The 17,961-nt window shown below is 60.3% G+C and carries 12 protein-coding genes and 1 pseudogene; 8 read left to right on the forward strand and 5 right to left on the reverse strand.

Going from position 1 to position 17,961, the window contains the following annotated elements:
• Position 1 precedes the first annotated feature (1 nt).
• The 7 genes from HCU66_RS09415 (at position 2) to HCU66_RS09445 (ending at position 10,213) form a co-directional block, all read left to right on the forward strand.
• Positions 2–670: an SGNH/GDSL hydrolase family protein gene (locus HCU66_RS09415; RefSeq protein WP_205888215.1), complete on the forward strand. Its 669-nt coding sequence runs from the start codon at positions 2–4 to the stop codon at positions 668–670.
• Positions 667–1,341, forward strand: a complete 675-nt coding sequence (locus HCU66_RS09420) for an alginate O-acetyltransferase AlgF (protein ID WP_205888216.1) — start codon at positions 667–669, stop codon at positions 1,339–1,341. Before HCU66_RS09415 ends, HCU66_RS09420 begins: the two co-directional genes overlap by 4 nt.
• Before the next feature lie 18 nt (positions 1,342–1,359).
• Positions 1,360–2,769: an MBOAT family O-acyltransferase gene (locus HCU66_RS09425; protein WP_205888217.1), complete on the forward strand. Its 1,410-nt coding sequence runs from the start codon at positions 1,360–1,362 to the stop codon at positions 2,767–2,769.
• A complete protein-coding gene (locus tag HCU66_RS09430; protein WP_205888218.1) occupies positions 2,769–3,923 on the forward strand; it encodes an alginate O-acetyltransferase AlgX-related protein in 1,155 nt (384 codons plus the stop codon). The genes HCU66_RS09425 and HCU66_RS09430 overlap by 1 nt, the downstream gene beginning before the upstream one ends.
• Positions 3,924–4,337: 414 nt before the next feature.
• Positions 4,338–5,591 (forward strand): multidrug efflux RND transporter periplasmic adaptor subunit MexE, encoded by a 1,254-nt coding sequence (gene mexE / locus HCU66_RS09435; protein WP_205888219.1) that lies wholly within the window; start codon positions 4,338–4,340, stop codon positions 5,589–5,591.
• 12 nt (positions 5,592–5,603) lie between these two features.
• Positions 5,604–8,795 (forward strand): efflux RND transporter permease subunit, encoded by a 3,192-nt coding sequence (locus tag HCU66_RS09440; RefSeq protein ID WP_205888220.1) that lies wholly within the window; start codon positions 5,604–5,606, stop codon positions 8,793–8,795.
• Positions 8,792–10,213 carry an efflux transporter outer membrane subunit gene (locus tag HCU66_RS09445; protein ID WP_205888221.1) on the forward strand — a complete coding sequence of 474 codons (1,422 nt, stop codon included), beginning with the start codon at positions 8,792–8,794 and terminating at the stop codon, positions 10,211–10,213. Before HCU66_RS09440 ends, HCU66_RS09445 begins: the two co-directional genes overlap by 4 nt.
• Positions 10,214–10,315: 102 nt before the next feature.
• On the opposite strand, the pseudogene HCU66_RS09450 reads toward HCU66_RS09445, so the two are convergent.
• Positions 10,316–10,531: pseudogene (locus HCU66_RS09450) on the reverse strand (HlyD family secretion protein); the annotation flags it as partial.
• A gap of 185 nt (positions 10,532–10,716) precedes the next feature.
• Here HCU66_RS09450 and HCU66_RS09455 point away from each other — a divergent pair.
• Positions 10,717–11,772: a tetratricopeptide repeat protein gene (locus HCU66_RS09455; protein WP_205888222.1), complete on the forward strand. Its 1,056-nt coding sequence runs from the start codon at positions 10,717–10,719 to the stop codon at positions 11,770–11,772.
• A 42-nt stretch (positions 11,773–11,814) separates the two neighbouring features.
• Here the strand turns inward: HCU66_RS09455 and HCU66_RS09460 are convergent, their stop codons facing one another.
• The 4 genes from HCU66_RS09460 to HCU66_RS09475 all read right to left on the reverse strand — a co-directional run bounded on the left by HCU66_RS09460 (position 11,815) and on the right by HCU66_RS09475 (position 17,839).
• Positions 11,815–12,192: a response regulator gene (locus HCU66_RS09460; protein ID WP_205888223.1), complete on the reverse strand. Its 378-nt coding sequence runs from the start codon at positions 12,190–12,192 to the stop codon at positions 11,815–11,817.
• A gap of 44 nt (positions 12,193–12,236) precedes the next feature.
• Positions 12,237–13,451 carry a hybrid sensor histidine kinase/response regulator gene (locus tag HCU66_RS09465; RefSeq protein WP_205888224.1) on the reverse strand — a complete coding sequence of 405 codons (1,215 nt, stop codon included), beginning with the start codon at positions 13,449–13,451 and terminating at the stop codon, positions 12,237–12,239.
• An 81-nt stretch (positions 13,452–13,532) separates the two neighbouring features.
• Entirely contained in the window at positions 13,533–14,348 is an 816-nt protein-coding gene (locus HCU66_RS09470; protein ID WP_205888225.1) for a CheR family methyltransferase, read from the reverse strand.
• Positions 14,348–17,839: a response regulator gene (locus HCU66_RS09475; RefSeq protein WP_205888226.1), complete on the reverse strand. Its 3,492-nt coding sequence runs from the start codon at positions 17,837–17,839 to the stop codon at positions 14,348–14,350. Before HCU66_RS09475 ends, HCU66_RS09470 begins: the two co-directional genes overlap by 1 nt.
• Positions 17,840–17,961: the final 122 nt, after the last annotated feature.

Below are 17,961 nucleotides of genomic sequence, written 5' to 3' on the forward strand. Positions count from 1 at the left end.
GATGCCCACTTCTGCCCTTGCCGGTCTGACTCTCCTTGTTCTTGGGGAGAGCCATATGAGCCTCGCGGACCATTTGCTGGAGCCGCTGCACGACAACCTGACTCGCCAAGGTGCCCAGGTTCACTCCATCGGTGCCTGCGGCGCCAGTGCCGGCGACTGGCTGATCACTAAAAAAGTCGACTGCGGTGCCGAACGAAAAGGCAACGGCAAGATCGTGATCAAGGGACGCGATGCAACCACTACACCGATCCAGGACCTGATCGCCGCCGACAAACCCGACCTGGTGGTACTGGTCATCGGCGACACCATGGCGTCCTATGACAAGCCGGTGTTTCCAAAGGCCTGGGCATGGCAAAGCGTCACCAGCCTGGCCAAGGCCATCGCGGCCACCGGAACCCGTTGCGCCTGGGTTGGCCCGGCCTGGGGCAAAGCGGGTGGCATGTACCAGAAAAATGATGCCCGCACCCAGTTGATGTCGCAGTTCCTGGCCGCGAACGTGGCGCCTTGCACCTATATCGATTCGCTGACGCTGTCCAAACCCGGGCAATGGATCACCACCGATGGGCAGCACTTCACCGTCGCCGGTTATCAAGCCTGGGGCACTGCGATTGGTGGTGCATTGGCCAAACTGCCCGTCGACCGCGTCAGCAGCACAGGTACCGCCAAATGAGCCGATCAACACGTGGCTGGGCGCTGTTCGCGCCCTTGATGCTGAGCCTGCACGCCCAAGCCGCCGATATCGCCCTGTACCCGACGGGCCCGGATCAGGACTCGGCCTTCCTGCGCTTTATCAATGCCGCCGAGCAACCGTTGCAACTGCTGGCCGAAGGCTCTCGGGCAAGCCTCAGACTCGAAGGCCCGAATGCCGTGTCTGACTACCTGCCCGTGCCCGCCAACCAGCCGATCAAGGGCACCCTGGAACGCAACGGCAACCGCCAGCCGCTGGACATCCAGGTGGCGGCGGGTGAATTCGCCAGCGTGATCGCATTGCCCGACAGCGCTCAAGGCATCCGCCAGGTCGTCATCCGTGAACAACCCGACGACTTCAATAGCCTGAGAGCTTCACTGGCGTTTGTCAGCGCCGATCCGGATTGCCCCCAGGCCGGTTTGCGCGCAGCGGGGGTGAACGCCGAATTGTTCAAGGATGTGGCCAATGCCAGCGTGCAACGCCGCGCCATCAACCCCGTCCGCCTTTCGGTTCAATTGGTCTGCGCCCGCACCGATGTCGGTGCCCCGCTGGACCTGGGCCAGCTCAAGGCCGGCGAGCGCTACAGCGTTGTGCTGCTGCCTGGTGCACATGGCCCGCAGCTGCTGCTCGCAACTGATGTCCTGGCCCACTGATCGGATTGCACCACCACCATGGTTTTTGCCTCTCTCGAGTTTCTGACGTTGTTCCTGCCGCTGTTCCTGTGCGCCTATGCACTGTGTCCAGGAGCCTGGCGCAACGTCACGCTACTGATCGGCAGCTGGCTGTTCTATGGCTGGTTGAGCCCACGGTTCCTCGCCGTGCATGTGATATTGACGATCACGGCGTGGGTCGGTGGCTTGCTGATTGACGCCTTACGGGAAGATGGCAAGGGCCGCCTGCGGATACTCGTGGCCCTGATCGTGTTCAACACGGCGGTGCTTTGCTGGTACAAGTACGCCAACATCGTGGCCGGCACATTGATCGACGCCATCACCTGGTCCGGCGCCATGCCCCTGGACTGGCAGCGGGTCATCATGCCGGCCGGGCTTTCGTTCATCGTATTGCAGGCGATTTCCTACCTGGTGGATGTGCATCGGCGCACCGTGCCGGTCGAACGCAGCTTCATTGATTACGCCACCTATATTTCGATGTTCGGCCATTCGGTCGCCGGCCCTATCATTCGCTATGACTGGGTTCGGCGCGAGCTGCAGCGGCGTGACTTCAACGTGCAGAATTTCTCGCTGGGCGCACGCCGGTTCATGGTCGGGATGTGTATGAAGGTCCTGGTGGCCGACACCCTGTCACCCGTGGTCGACGTGGCGTTCAATGTGCAGAACCCAAGTTTTTTTGACGCCTGGCTTGGCTGCCTTGCCTATTCCCTGCAACTGTTCTTCGACTTCGCCGGCTACAGCGCCATGGCCATTGGTCTGGGACTGATGCTGGGTTTCCATTTTCCCGAGAACTTCAACCGTCCCTATCTGGCCAATAGCATCCAGGACTTCTGGCGCCGCTGGCATCTGTCGCTGTCCAACTGGTTACGGGACTATCTTTATATTCCGCTGGGCGGCAATCGCAACGGTGCCTGGAAAACCTACCACAACCTGCTCCTGATCATGGCCATCGCCGGACTCTGGCACGGTGGAGACAGCTGGAATTACCTGCTTTGGGGCTGCGCCCATGGCCTGGCGTTATGCGCTGACCGTGCCTGGAGCCGTTCCCCCCTGCCCTCTGTACCGCCAGTGCTTTCCCATGGCCTGACACTGCTGTTCGTAAGCCTGGCCTGGACACTGTTCCGCGCGCCCGACCTTGATGGCGCACTGCGCCTGTATGCCGGGCAGTTCGGCCAGCAGGGTATCGCCCTCGGTGACGAACTGAGCACGACGCTGCGCCCGATACATGGCCTTGCGGCCTTGCTGGGTGTGCTCGGTATCGTCGCACCGCTGCTACGCCCTTACTGTGAGAAACAACTGGGCGGCATAGCGCTCTACGCCGCGACCCTTTGGCCCATCGCCGGTTTCATGCTGTCGTTCGCACTGATCGCCAGTCGCGAAACCGTGCCCTTCCTGTACTTTCAATTCTGATGACGTCCCCAGAGCACACTACCCTCCTCAATCAGCCAGATGCCCTGGTTGCACCCCGCCGTCCGTTGGCAGGCGTGGCGTTGCTGATATTCCTGTTCGTCGGGCTGCTGTCCTCTGTCCGCCTGATCGGTTCAGGGCAGATTGAACGGTTACCCGATAAATGGCGGGCCGAGCAGATTCTTGACGGCGATGTCACCCATTGGATCGCCAGGGAACTGTCGAAAGCGTCCTTCCCCACAACCCTCGCCGACCTGGAGCGCGGCGCCAGTTGGTTGCTCCTGCGCGATACGGGGCCGAGGGTTCGCCGGGGCTGTCCTGGCTGGCTGTTTCTGGCCGATGAACTCAAGGTCGATCATCAAGCCCAGCGCAATGCCGATGCCAAAGCCCAGGCGGTGATTGAGCTCAAGCAGCAGCTTTCCCGGCGAGGAATCAGCCTGCTGGTGGTCATCGTTCCAGACAAGAGCCGCATCGCGTCCGGGCAACGTTGCTCGCTATACCGCCCCGCCGTTCTCGAAGGGCGTATTCAGGCCTGGACCTCGAAACTGGATGTGGGTGGCGTGTCGAACCTGGACCTCACCGGTGCGCTGACGCCACTGGGGGCCAGTGCCTGGTTGCGCACCGATACGCACTGGAACGAATCCGGCGCGAGGGCGGCGGCCGATGCCATCGCGCAGCGCCTGAAAACCCTGGGCATCAGCGCGACGCCAAGCAGGTCGTTCAATGAAAGTCATGCCCCGCTCGCGCTGCGGCCTGGCGATCTGGTCCATCTGGCGGGCATCGACTGGCTGCCGCTCACATGGCAACCGGCACCCGAAAGGGTCGCCCAGACCAGCACCCACGAGCTTCCCGTGGTGTCAGCCGCCAGCCCCGACAATGAGGTAGACCTCTTTGGCGATGCCAACCTGCCCGACACCGCGCTCATCGGCACTTCATTCTCACGCAACTCCAACTTCGCGGGGTTCCTGCAGCAGGCACTGGGCGCCCCCGTGGGCAATTTCGCCAAAGATGGCGGAGCGTTCTCTGGTGCCGCAAACAGCTACCTCGACAGCCCCGCTTTCAAAGAAACACCACCCAAACACATCATCTGGGAGATCCCGGAGCGGGACCTGCAATCGGCCGACGCCGCCCTCCCGGCATATCGATCACTGCAATAGATGCCCCTAATGCCAGCAAGTTAAGCTGTAATGTGATCTGTAGCAGCTGCCGAAGGCTGCGTTCGGCTGCGAAGCAGTCGTAAAATCAGAAAATGCGGTGCGTCAGGTAAAACGCATTCGCCGGATTCACGACTGCTTCGCAGCCGAACGCAGGCTTCGCCAGCTGCTACAAAAAGTATGTCGCGGGGCTTGCCCGCGATGGCCGCCACTCGGTCTGAAGCTGTCCTTTGCATTCCCCGCAACACAGAATTGTCATCATTTCATTTGATAGCCCCCTAACGGAAGGTGCATGCTAGAGGGCTCGCCTTGGGCTTATATCATTCCGAATGATAGTTACCTTCGCCTCATTCGATTCGTGCGATACAACCCCGCCAAGCATCATCCGTCCATCTCAATACATTGGCGGATGCATCCATGGAACAGTCACTCAAACATTTGCGCTTCCCCTTGGCCCTGTTGGCCGTGCTGGTGATGAGCGCCTGCGGCAAGACCCCGGACGCCGCCGCCACCATGCCCGCGGCCAAAGTCAGCGTGGCCAAGGTGCTGGAGCAACCGGTCAACGAGTGGGACGAATTCACCGGGCGCCTTGAAGCGCCGGAAACGGTCGAGATTCGTCCACGGGTTTCCGGCCAGATCGATGACGTCGCCTTCACTGAAGGCGCGCTGGTCAAGAAAGGCGATCTGTTGTTCCAGATCGACCCGCGCCCGTTCCAGGCTGAGGTCCGCCGCCTCGAAGCCCTGGTCGCGCAGGCTCGCGCCACCGCCACCCGCAGTGAAAACGAAGCCCAGCGCGGCGAACGCCTGCGCGCCAGCAACGCGATTTCCGCCGAACTCGCCGACTCGCGCACCAGCGCGGCTCAAGAAGCCCGCGCCGCCGTCGGCGCCCTTCAGGCACAACTGGACCTGGCCAAGCTGAACCTGAGCTTCACCCGCGTGACTGCGCCCATCAGTGGCCGTGTCAGCCGTGCGGAAATCACCGCCGGCAACCTGGTGACCGCCGATACCACCGCCCTGACCAGCGTCGTGTCCACCGACAAGGTTTACGCCTACTTCGATGCCGATGAACGTGTGTTCCTCAAATACACCCAACTCGCCCGCCAGGGTCAACGCGGCGCCACTACCCCGGTATACATGGGCCTGTCCAATGAAGACGGCAACCCGCACCAGGGCCAGATGAACTTCGTCGACAACCAGGTCAACCCGAAGACCGGCACCATTCGCGGTCGTGCAGTGTTCGACAACAGCGACGGCAGCTACACCCCGGGCCTCTACGCACGCCTGAAACTGGTGGGCAGCGGCACCTATTCGGCGGTGTTGATCAACGACGAAGCGGTCGGTACCGACCTGGGTAAGAAGTTCGTGCTGGTGATGGATGCCGACAACAAAACGGCTTACCGCCCCGTCGAACTGGGTCCGAAGATCGAAGGTTTGCGCATTGTGCGCAGCGGCCTGAACAAAGACGACACCATCATCGTCAAGGGCTTGCAGCGGGTTCGTCCTGGTTCGCCGGTCACGCCTGAAGTGATCCCGATGGCCAGCCAGGAAACCCTCGCGGCTCTCGCACAACAACGACAAGCGCTGGAAGCCAGCAACCTGCCCCAAGTCGCACCCGCCAAGGTCGCGCCAGGCACGGTTGTGAAAGTGGCTGCTGCGACTCCACGCGGTTAAGGGGCAACTCCGATGAATTTTTCCCAGTTCTTTATTTCACGGCCGATCTTTGCAGCGGTGTTGTCGCTGCTGATCCTGATCGCCGGCGCCATCTCGCTGTTCCAGTTGCCGATCAGCGAATACCCGGAAGTCGTGCCACCGACCGTGGTGGTCCGTGCCAACTTCCCGGGCGCCAACCCTAAAGTCATCGGTGAAACCGTGGCCGCGCCGCTGGAGCAAGCCATCACCGGCGTCGAGAACATGCTGTACATGTCCTCGCAGTCCACCGCTGACGGCAAGATCACCCTGACCATCACCTTCGCCCTGGGCACCGACCTGGACAACGCACAGGTGCAGGTGCAGAACCGCGTGACCCGATCCGAGCCCAAACTTCCCGAGGAAGTGACGCGCATCGGTATCACCGTCGACAAGGCATCGCCCGACCTGACCATGGTTGTGCACTTGACCTCGCCGGACAAACGCTACGACATGCTTTACCTGTCCAACTACGCCTTGCTCAACATCAAGGATGAGTTGGCGCGTCTGGGCGGTGTCGGTGATGTGCAGCTGTTCGGTATGGGCGACTACTCGCTGCGGGTGTGGCTCGATCCGAACAAGACCGCTTCGCGCAACCTGACCGCGACCGATGTGGTCACCGCGATCCGTGAACAGAACCGTCAAGTGGCGGCCGGTGCCCTCGGCGCTCCGCCCGCACCGAATGCCACGGCGTTCCAGCTGTCGGTCAACACCCAAGGCCGCCTGGTGTCCGAGGAAGAGTTCGAGAACATCATCATTCGCTCGGGCGAAAATGGTGAGATCACTCGCCTGAAAGACATCGCTCGCGTCGAACTCGGCTCCAGCCAGTACGCCCTGCGCTCGTTGCTGAACAACCAGCCGGCGGTGGCGATCCCGATCTTCCAGCGCCCGGGTTCCAACGCGATCCAGATCTCCAACGACGTTCGGGAGAAAATGGCCGAGCTGAAGAAGAACTTCCCCGAGGGCATGGACTTCAGCATCGTCTATGACCCGACGATCTTCGTGCGCGGCTCCATCGAGGCAGTGGTTCACACCCTTTTCGAAGCACTGATCCTGGTGGTGCTGGTGGTGATCCTGTTCCTGCAAACCTGGCGCGCCTCGATCATTCCGTTGGTGGCGGTGCCGGTTTCGCTGATCGGTACGTTTGCCGTGATGCACCTGTTCGGCTTCTCGTTGAATGCCCTGTCGCTGTTCGGGTTGGTACTGGCCATCGGTATCGTGGTCGACGATGCGATTGTGGTGGTGGAGAACGTCGAGCGAAACATCGGGCTCGGACTCACCCCTATAGAAGCGACCAAGCGTGCGATGCGCGAAGTGACCGGTCCGATCATCGCGACGGCGCTGGTGCTGTGTGCGGTGTTTATCCCGGCCGCGTTCATCTCCGGCTTGACCGGGCAGTTCTACAAACAGTTCGCCCTGACGATTGCGATTTCGACCGTGATCTCGGCTTTCAACTCGCTGACCTTGTCGCCGGCCCTGGCCGCTGTGTTGCTCAAGAGCCACGACGCGCCGAAGGACCGCTTCTCCAAGGTTCTGGACAAGCTCTTCGGTGGCTGGTTGTTCCGTCCGTTCAACCGCTTCTTCGATCGGGCCAGCCATGGCTATGTCGGCACCGTCGCTCGTGTGATCCGCAGCAGCGGCATCGCCCTGCTGCTGTACGCAGGCCTGATGGTGTTGACCTTCTTCGGTTTCTCCAACACCCCGACCGGTTTCGTACCCGGCCAGGACAAGCAATACCTGGTGGCCTTCGCGCAACTGCCGGACGCCGCGAGCCTGGACCGTACCGAAGACGTGATCAAGCGCATGTCCGACCTGGCCCTGAAACAGCCTGGCGTGGAAAGCGCGGTGGCGTTCCCGGGTCTGTCGATCAACGGTTTCACCAACAGCCCGAACGCCGGCATCGTGTTCGTCACCCTGAAACCGTTCGACGAGCGCAAGGACCCGAGCATGTCCGCCGGTGCGATTGCCGGTGCCTTGAACGGCCAGTACGCCGGGATTCAGGAAGCCTACATGGCGATCTTCCCGCCGCCGCCGGTACAAGGCCTGGGGACCATTGGCGGTTTCCGCCTGCAGATCGAAGACCGGGGTAACCTGGGCTACGACGAGCTGTACAAGGAAACCATGAACATCATCGCCAAAAGCCACAGCGTGCCGGAACTGGCCGGTCTGTTCACCAGTTACACGGTAAACGTGCCGCAGGTCGATGCCGCCATCGACCGGGAAAAAGCCAAGACCCACGGCGTGGCTGTCAGCGACATCTTCGACACCCTGCAGATCTACCTGGGCTCGCTGTATGCCAACGACTTCAACCGCTTCGGTCGTACCTATCAGGTCAACGTTCAGGCTGAGCAACAGTTCCGCCTCGAATCGGACCAGATCGGTCAGCTGAAAGTGCGTAACAACCGTGGCGAGATGATCCCGCTGGCGACTTTCATCAAGGTCAGCGACACCTCGGGGCCAGACCGCGTGATGCACTACAACGGCTTCATCACCGCAGAAATCAACGGTGCGGCAGCCCCCGGCTACAGCTCCGGCCAGGCCGAAAAAGCCATCGAGAAACTGCTCAAGGATGAACTTCCGAACGGCATGACCTACGAGTGGACCGACCTGACCTACCAGCAGATTCTGTCCGGCAACACCGCGCTGTTCGTGTTCCCGCTCTGCGTACTGCTGGCGTTCCTGGTACTTGCGGCTCAATACGAAAGCTGGAGCCTGCCACTGGCGGTGATCCTGATCGTACCGATGACCCTGCTGTCGGCCATCACCGGGGTGATTGCCTCGGGTGGTGACAACAACATCTTTACCCAGATCGGCTTGATCGTACTGGTGGGCCTGGCGTGCAAGAACGCGATTCTGATCGTCGAGTTTGCCAAGGATAAACAGGAAGAAGGCCTCGGCCCGCTGGCAGCGGTGCTGGAAGCCTGCCGCCTGCGTCTGCGGCCGATCCTGATGACCTCCTTCGCGTTCATCATGGGTGTTGTGCCACTGGTCTTCTCCAGCGGTGCCGGTGCCGAAATGCGTCATGCCATGGGTGTGGCCGTGTTCTCCGGGATGCTCGGGGTGACCTTCTTCGGGCTGTTGCTGACGCCGGTGTTCTACGTACTGATTCGCAACTTTGTGGAGCGCGGTGAAGCGCGCAAAGCGGCCAAGGCGCTGAAATTGGAAAAGCAACTGGAGGCGCAACCATGAGCCTGAAAGCCTTCCTGCCGAGCCTTCTGGTACTGGCCCTGAGTGCCTGTGCCGTCGGCCCGGACTACAAAACCCCAGCCACGGAGGCAGCCAACATCACGGCCGCCACCGATGGCAGCGCCGGTCAGAAGAACTTTGACCGCGCCCGTTTCGAAGGCATCTGGTGGCAGCAATTCGACGATCCGACCCTCAACCAGTTGGTGAAGCAATCCTTGCAGGGCAACCGTGATTTGCGCGTGGCCTTCGCCCGCTGGAAAGCGGCCCGGGCAATTCGCGATGACGCCAGCAATGACGCCATGCCGACCATCACCAGCCGCGCCAGCAGTGATCTGGCCAAGGGACAGATTCCCGGCCAGACCACCAAGCGGGTCAGCAGTGAACGCTACGACCTGGGCCTGGACATGGCCTGGGAACTGGACTTGTTCGGTCGCATCCAGCGCAACCTGGAATCCAGCGACGCCGAACAGCAAGCGGCCGAAGCCGATCTTTACCAACTGCAAGTCACCATGATTGCCGAACTGGTGGACGCCTATGGCCAACTGCGCGGCGCGCAACTGCGGGAAAAGATCGCCCTGGCCAACCTGAACAACCAGCAGGAATCGCGCAAGATCACCGAAAGCCTGCGTGATGCCGGTGTCGGCGATCAGCTGGACGTGGTCCGCGCCGATGCGCGTCTGGCGTCAGTCGAAGCCAGCGTGCCGCAACTGCAAGCCGAACAGGTGCGTCAGCGCAACCGCATCGCCACCCTGCTGGGTGAACGTCCGGACAAACTGACCGTCGACCTGAGCCCCAAAGACTTGCCGGCGATCGCCAAGGCCTTGCCGATCGGCGATCCGGGCGAACTGCTGCAACGACGTCCGGACATCCGTAGCGCCGAACGCAAACTGGCCGCTGCCACCGCCCGCATCGGCGTGGCCAAGGCTGATTTGTTCCCTCGGGTCAGCCTCAGCGGCTTCCTCGGCTTCACCGCCGGGCGCGGTTCGCAGATCGGCTCGTCGGCGGCCAATGCCTGGGCGCTGGGCCCGAGCATTACCTGGGCGGCGTTCGACCTGGGCAGCGTGCGGGCCCGTTTGCGCGGTGCCGATGCTGAAGCCGAAGGCGCCCTGGCGACCTACGAGCAGCAAGTACTGTTGGCATTGGAAGAGTCGGAAAACGCCTTCAGCGATTACGGCAAACGCCAGCAGCGCCTGATCTCGCTGATTCGTCAAAGCGAATCAAGCCGCGCCGCGGCGGACCTGGCCGACATTCGCTACCGCGAAGGCACCGTGGACTTCCTCGTGCTGCTCGATGCCCAGCGTGAGCGCCTGGCAGCCGAAGACACCCAGGCCCAGGCCGAAGTCGATTTGTATCGCGGCATCGTCGCGATCTACAAAGCCCTTGGCGGCGGTTGGCAGCCAGAGACAGTCGCCAGCAAGTAGTGCTTTGAAGAGCCCCTTTGGTTGGCCGCAACCCAACCAAATTCTTGGCCCCGCGCCTCATTCGGGCGTGGGGCTTTTTTTATCTGCACACAATGCCCAGGGTTAGGGCTGATCTTCAGAGTTGTGATTTTCCTCGACGATCACTGTGGCAGTAGTCCCGGCCCGCAGACGGTTTTTGCCGACAGAGTCGGCGTCGATCTGAATCCGTACCGGTACCCGTTGCGCCAGTTTGACCCAGGTGTAACTGGGGTTGATGTTGGCCAACAGGCGACTGCCGGGAGAGTTCTCGCGATCGGCAATAGCAAAAGCGATGCTTTGCTAAAATCTGTCTCAAGGCATAGATCATTGATACAGAAATGATTTTTCGCTTCGAGACACATGCAAGTCCATATAAGAAGGCGTCGCTGTCCACCAGTGCCAACACTGAGCCAGGGTTTGACTCACAGCCCGGCCTGACCGAAGCTGGTAACTTTGCAAAAACCTGTCAGCTCCCGGATTCCTGCATGCCTCAGTCCCGCCGCTATCTGCTCATCAGCCTCTGCGCACTGCTTGCCCTCGCCCTCGCCTGGTTTTTTCTGCGCAGCACGACGCCTGTGGTGCCGGAGGCAATTCGACGCGGCTACAGCGAAGCGCTGACCCAGGCGCGTGCGGGTCAACCGGGGGCGGCGCGGGTGCTTTACCAGCAACTGGGCCGCCCTGATCTGTCCGACAAGCGCCGCGTCTGGCTGCATGCCGAACTGCCCAATTACCCAAGCCCTCAAGCCTTGAAACTGGCGGATGCAGACCTGCAACATCCTTCCGCGGATGTGCGCATTGCGGCGATCAGAAGCATCAGCGGTTTAGTGCCCAACGGACAGCGCAGTCTATTGCTCGGCCCCTTGCTCGATGACAGCGACCAAAGTGTCCGGTTTGCGGCGGTCAACGCCTTGCTGGGGCTGTCCCCGGATGAGTTGGGGTTATATTTCGGACCCTTGGAGCAAGCCATCGACGCTTGGGAACAGGTTCTCAAGCACCAGCCGGAAAGCGCCGACACCCAGTACCAACTGGCTCGCCTGCATTTGCACAATGCCGAACTGAAGGACGCGCAGCAGGCACTGGAGCGCACGTTGCAACTGGCGCCCGGCAACCTGCCGGCCCTGGTGATGCAGATCGAAGTGCTGGACAGGCAAGGCCAAAGCGATGCCGCCCGGCAATTATTGGCGAAGCAGTTAAAGGCCCAGCCCGATTCGGCCTACCTGCAACATGCGCTGGGGCTGTGGCTGCTGCATCACGGGCAAAGTGAGTTTGCGCTGCTCGGGCTGTCCAAAGCCGTGGAGCTTGAGCCCGACAACAAGGACTATCGCTACGATCTGGCTACCACCCTGCACAGCGAGCAAGAGCTGGAAGCGGCGCAGAAACAGCTGCAGGAAATCGTCCAGCGCCACCCGGCCGATCGCAAGGCGCGGGTGCTGCTGATCAACTATTGGAAGGAAAGCGGACAGTTGCAGAACGTGCAGATCCTGTTGGCGCAGCTGGAACAGCTGAACCCCGACGATCCGGCGTTGCAGCAAGGGCTTTAGCCCTCGGCAGCGCCTAAAGGGGGGGCAACCGCCAACACGGCGTCAGGACAGCATGTCCTGCATGATCTGCTGCAACACATCCAGATCGAACGGCTTGGCCAGGATCGGCGCTTTGCGGGTGATCGGGCTGTCGGTCTCGCGGATTTCCTGCGGGTAGCCGCTGATGAAAATCACCTTGAGCTCCGGTCGCAGTTTTACAGCAGGTTCGGCGATCTGCACCCCGGAAATCCCGCCAGGCAGGCGGAAGTCGGTGATCATCATGTCCAGGTGCGGCTTGCTCGCCAGAATCGCAAAGGCCTGTTCGCCGTTTTCGGCTTGCAGCACCCGATAACCTTCACCCGACAAATAAGCCGACAACACCATCAGAATCGAAGGGTCATCTTCAACGATCAGTACCACATCTTGTGCATCTTCACTCATGGAAAGCCTTTGCTCGGTCAATAGCTGCTGATACGACCATGGGGTCACTCAGAGGTTGCGTTCATCGGGCTGTTTTCCTGAAGCGGCAGACAAACGCGAAACAAGGCGCCTTCGCCAATCCGGCTCTCGACGGTGATGGAGCCACCGTGAGCGGCGACAATCTGCTGCGAAATAAACAACCCCAGGCCAAGCCCCGCCACAACAGCCTTGGCGGACACCCTTTCGAACTGCTGAAAAATACGCTGCTGATTCTCTTCACTGATCCCGATACCGCGATCCTGAACCTCAACCCGCGCTTGCCCGCCGTGATTGTACACGCGTACGTCGATCGGACTCTTGCCGCCATAGCGCAAGGCATTGGTCAGCAGATTGGAAATCACTTGTTCGATGCGGAATTCGTCCCAGTCGCCCACCACGGGCCGGTCGGCGGCCAGGGTGACCGATGACTCTGCGGCCTCGACCTGCGGTGCGAAGTTTTGCAAGAGACTCTGCACCAGTTGCACCAGGTCGAACCGGCTGGAGCGGATCGACAGCTTGCCGGTGCGGATCCGTGACACATCGAGCATGTCTTCGATCAGGCGGATCAGGCTTTTGATCTGGCGCTCGTCGCGGTCGACCATGGCGTGCATCTTGTCCAGGGTAAACGCCGCCGCGTTATCCCGGGCCAGGTGCATTTTGCGTAATTGGGTCTCGAGGATCAGGCCATTGAGCGGTGTACGGACTTCGTGGGCAACGATGGACATGAAGTCATCGCGCATGCGCACCGCTTGCTCCAACTCACTGCGGGTGTTCTGCAACTGCTCGAGCAGCGCCTCCTGCTCACGGCGACTTTGCTCCAGGGCTTCGACCTGCTGCTTCATCGCCTTGCTCTGGCGATACAGGTCGACGAAGACATTGACTTTGCTCTTGACCGCGTGAACATCCAGCGGCTTGTAGAGGAAGTCCACCGCACCGCTTTCGTAGCCCTTGAACGCGTAATTGAGCTCGCGGCCGGCGGCACTGACGAACACAATCGGGATGTGCTTGGTTTTTTCCGTGCCGCGCATCAGTTCAGCCAGTTCGAAACCGCTCATGCCGGGCATCTGCACATCGAGAATGGCCATCGCGAATTCATGCTGCAACAACAGCGACAAGGCCTCATCGGCGGACAAGGCCTTGTAGACGATGAGGTCCTCACGCTTGATCAACGCCTCGAGCGCCAGCAGATTCCCCGGCAGGTCGTCGACGATCAGCAATTTGGCCTGGATGTTACTTGGCATGCGATTCATTCCAGTTCGACAGGCAGACGACCGAAGTACCCATCACGATAGCCTCTACCCAAGGAAAATCCGCTGCACTGTTCATGATTTACGGTAGATCCGTTCTAATTTGACCAACGGTTCAAACTGATTGCCGTAGGCCGAAAAATCCAGGGTTTCCTTACTGCCCAGCGCCAGAAAGCCCCGATGACACAGGGATTCGTAAAACAAGCCGAACGCACGATTCTGAAGATTTTTATTGAAATAAATCAATACATTACGACACGAAATTAATTGAGTTTCCGAGAATACGCTGTCGGTGGCAAGGCTGTGATCGGCGAAGGTCACGTTGTCGCACAGGCTCTTGTCGAAAATGGCGTAGCCATAGGCTGCGGTGTAGTAATCGGCGAACGAACGCCGACCACCGGCCTGCTGGTAGTTGTGAGTGTAGGCCCGGACATTCTCCATGGAGAAAATCCCCTGCCTGGCTTTATCCAGCGAGCGCGGGTTGATGTCGGTGGCATAGAGGATGGTACGGTCCAGCAGGCCTTCTTCGCGCAGCAGAATCGCCATCGAATAGACCTCTTCACCGGTGCTGCAACCGGCAATCCAGACCTTGATCGACGGCCAGGTCTTGAGCAGTGGCACCACTTCCTGGCGTAGGGCCAGAAAGTGCGAAGGGTCACGAAACATTTCGCTGACCGGTATCGTCAGCAACTGCAGCAGTTGCATGAACGCGCCCGGATCGTGCACCACCTTCTCTTGCAATGCCGAGATGGTAGTGCACTCGAACTGACTCAAGGCGTGAATGACCCGGCGCTTGATCGACGCGCCGGAGTAATCGCGAAAATCGTAGCTGTACTTGAGGTAGATCGCCTCGATCAACAAGCGCAATTCGATCTCGGTATTGCGCTCCACTAGAGGCGTTCCATCTTCGGTAACCACACACGAATCAACGAGAACAGGCGATCCAGGTCGATGGGTTTGGCCAGGTAGTCGTTGGAGCCGGCCTGCAAGCAGCGCGCCTGATCGTCCTTCATGGCCTTGGCCGTCACCGCAATGATCGGCAGCTTGCGCCAGCGCGGGTCCTTGCGGATTTCCACGGTGGCTTCGAAACCATCCATATGCGGCATCATCACGTCCATCAGCACCAGGTCGATGTCCTCGACTTCATTCAGTTTTTCAATCGCTTCACGACCGTTACGACCAATGACCACCACGGCCCCCTTGTGCTCCAGCGCACTGGTGAGGGCAAAGATGTTGCGTACGTCGTCGTCCACCAGCAACACTTTGCGCCCCTCAAAGACGTTGTCGCGGCTGCGGGCGGTCTTGAGCATCGTCTGGCGCTCATGGGACAACCCGGATTCGACCTTGTGCAGAAAGAGGGTCACTTCATCCAGCAACCGCTCGGGCGAACGCGCGCCCTTGATGATGATCGAGCGCGAGTACTTGCGCAGTTCCGCCTCTTCATCCCGGGTCAGGTTACGTCCGGTATAGACGATCACTGGCGGGAACGAGCAGATATCCTCGGTGGACATGCGTTTGAGCAAGTCGTTGCCGAGCATGTCCGGCAGCTTTAGGTCGATGATCATGCAGTCGAACATCGTGGTGCGCAGCAAGTCGAGTGCATCCTGCGCCAGGCCGACGGCAGTGATTTGGATGTCTTCGTCGCCGATCAGTCGGGCGATGCTGTCACGCTGCAGATCGTCGTCTTCGACCAGCAATATGCGTTTGACCTCCTGGGTCAGCTTGGCTTCGAGGCGAGAAAACACCTCCTTGAGTTCCTCACGGGTGGTCGGTTTGACTACATAACCGATGGCGCCCATGTGCATGGCGGCCTCGACGCGATCCTCGACCGAGATCACGTGCACGGGAATGTGCCGGGTTTCAGCGTGCTCTTTAAGGCGCTGCAATACCGTGAGCCCGGAATGATCCGGCAGGCGCATGTCCAGCAGGATTGCATCGGGAATAAATTGCCTGGCCAGATCGTAGCCTTCGTCGGCGCCATGGGCCACCAGGCACTGATAACCCAGTTCATGGGCCAGATCGTAGAGGATGCGCGCAAAGTCTGGCTCATCTTCCACCACCAGGATGCAGCGAGTGGCAAATGGCGCCTTGTGGCGATCATCGTCAAAACGCGCAATTTCGACGTCGACGATCAACGGTACAGGCGTGGCAACCACGGTGGCTTTCGGCGCGGCAACCGGCATGATGTTCACCGTCTCGACCGGCGCGTTACCCGGTTCGACGTAGCGTTGCGGCAAGACCAGGGTGAACACGCTGCCCTGCCCAGGTGTGCTGATCAGGCTGATGGAGCCGCCCAACAACCTGGCCAGATCACGAGAAATCGACAACCCCAGGCCGGTGCCGCCGTAACGACGGTTAGTGCTGCCATCAGCCTGATGAAAGGCTTCGAAAATGCTTTGCTGCTGATCCGGCGCAATGCCGATCCCGGAATCGCGGACGATAAATGCAATGCCCTCGCCAGGCTGAGCAGCGACGCTCAGGCTGACGCTGCCCTTTTCGGTGAACTTCACCGCGTTGGACAGCAGGTTCTTGATCACTTGCTCCAGGCGCTGGCGGTCGGTGAACAACATCAGCGGCGCATCGGCCTGCAATCGGACCTCGAAATCCAGTTTCTTGTCCGCGGCCAACGGCTCGAACATCCCTCGCAGCCCCTCCACCAGACGCTCGACGCTGGTGTTCTCCGGCCGCACTTCAAGCTTGCCGGCCTCGACCTTGGAAATGTCGAGAATGTCGTTGATCAGGTTGAGCAGATCGTTGCCGGCACAGTAGATCGACTCGGCGAACCTGACTTGTTCGGCGCTGAGGTTTTGCTGCGGATTTTCCGCCAACAGTTTGGCCAGAATCAACGAACTGTTCAGCGGCGTGCGCAGCTCGTGGGACATATTGGCGAGGAATTCGGACTTGTACTTGCTGGAACGCTGCAGCTCTTCGGCGCGGGCTTCGAGCTCAAGCTGGGCCTGATTCAGTTCGGTGTTCTTCAGGTCCATGGCGTCGCGTTGCTCGGCCAGGATCTGTGCCTGTTCGGCGAGTCGTTCGTTGGTTTGCTCCAGCTCGACCTGCTGGGTTTCCAGGTGCACCTGGGACTCCTTGAGAATCCGCGACTGCGCTTCCAGCTCTTCATTGGCGGTCTTGAGTTCTTCCTGCTGAACCTGCAGCTCTTCGTTGAGTTGCTGGGTTTCGGCCAATACGTCCTGCAAACGCTGGCGATAGCGCGCCGCTTCGATCGAGGTACCGATGTTGCCGGCAATCAGCTCGAGCAATTCGACGTCGCGATCCGTCAGCGGCCGCAGGAATCCCAGCTCGATCACCCCGTTGACCCGATCGTCGTCGCTGGTCGGCACCACCAATACGCTATGGGGCAGGCCTTCGCCGAGACCGGAGCTGACCTTGAAGTAATCACTGGGGACTGGATCCAGACGGATCAAGCGCGCCTGTTGCGCCACTTGCCCGACAATGCCTTCGCCACTGTAAACCTGCTGTTCAAGTGCTTCCTGCTCCCGGGAAAAACCGTAAGACGCAATGCGCTTCAAGCCCCCCTGTTCCTCTCGGACATAGATCGCCGCGACAGCACTGCCCAGATAGTGCGCGCAGAACTGCAGAATATTGCGTCCCAACAGATTGAGCGATAACTGCCCCAGGACTTGCCCGGCCAGTTCGGTCTGGCCGCTGCGCAGCCAGGCTTGCTGTTCCAGACGCCGGGCGCTGGCCTGTTGCGCGGCGAGGTTGGCACTGTAGCTGCGGGACAGGTTGAGCAGATCCCGGCGGCCAATGTAGGCCAGCAACCCGCTGATACCGGCGACGAACAATAGATAAAGGGCGATGCTCCAGATCGTGGTGCTGCGCACTTCCTCGCTGCGCGCGGCACGCAACTGCTGCTCCATGTCGATCACGTCTTCGAATTGCTTGCGGATCTCATCGGTCAGCCGCTTGCCGCGCCCGGCCTTGATGGCGCTGCGGTAGTCGCCGCTGGCGCGCTGCAAATCGATCATCGATTGCGCAAAATTGACCCATTCCCCCTGCAAGGCCTGGAGTCGGTGCAGGCGATCAGTCTGGACCGGGTTGTCGGCGGTCAGTTCGAGCAAGGTATTAAGGGCGACCGCAATGCGCGGCTTGGCCGTCTCGTAGGGCTCAAGGAAATGTTCGTCGCCACTGAGCAGAAAACCGCGCATTCCGGTTTCCAGATCAACGGTCAGCTTGATCGCCTCATTGGCATTATTGATCACCCGGTCGGAGTGCTGGACCCATTGGATCACCGACAGCAAATAGGTGATCAGCAAGACGAAGAACACCGCGCTAATGGCGCCGACAGCCAACGGCAGGCTGACGTTGCGGCTCAGGAGTTTACGGAATCGTTGCTCATCAACCGAAGACGCAGAGATCATGGGCAAGCCTTGTCGAGCTGCTGTAAGTCATCGAGTCTGCCCCAAAACGGCCGTGGCGATCCAATTTTCTGACATGTTTTTCGGCAAAATCCTGCATTTGACTGCTCTGGCGCAAAAGAGCA

The sequence above is a fragment of the Pseudomonas frederiksbergensis genome (assembly GCF_017114915.1).
Classification (GTDB): Bacteria; Pseudomonadota; Gammaproteobacteria; order Pseudomonadales; family Pseudomonadaceae; genus Aquipseudomonas; species Aquipseudomonas frederiksbergensis_I.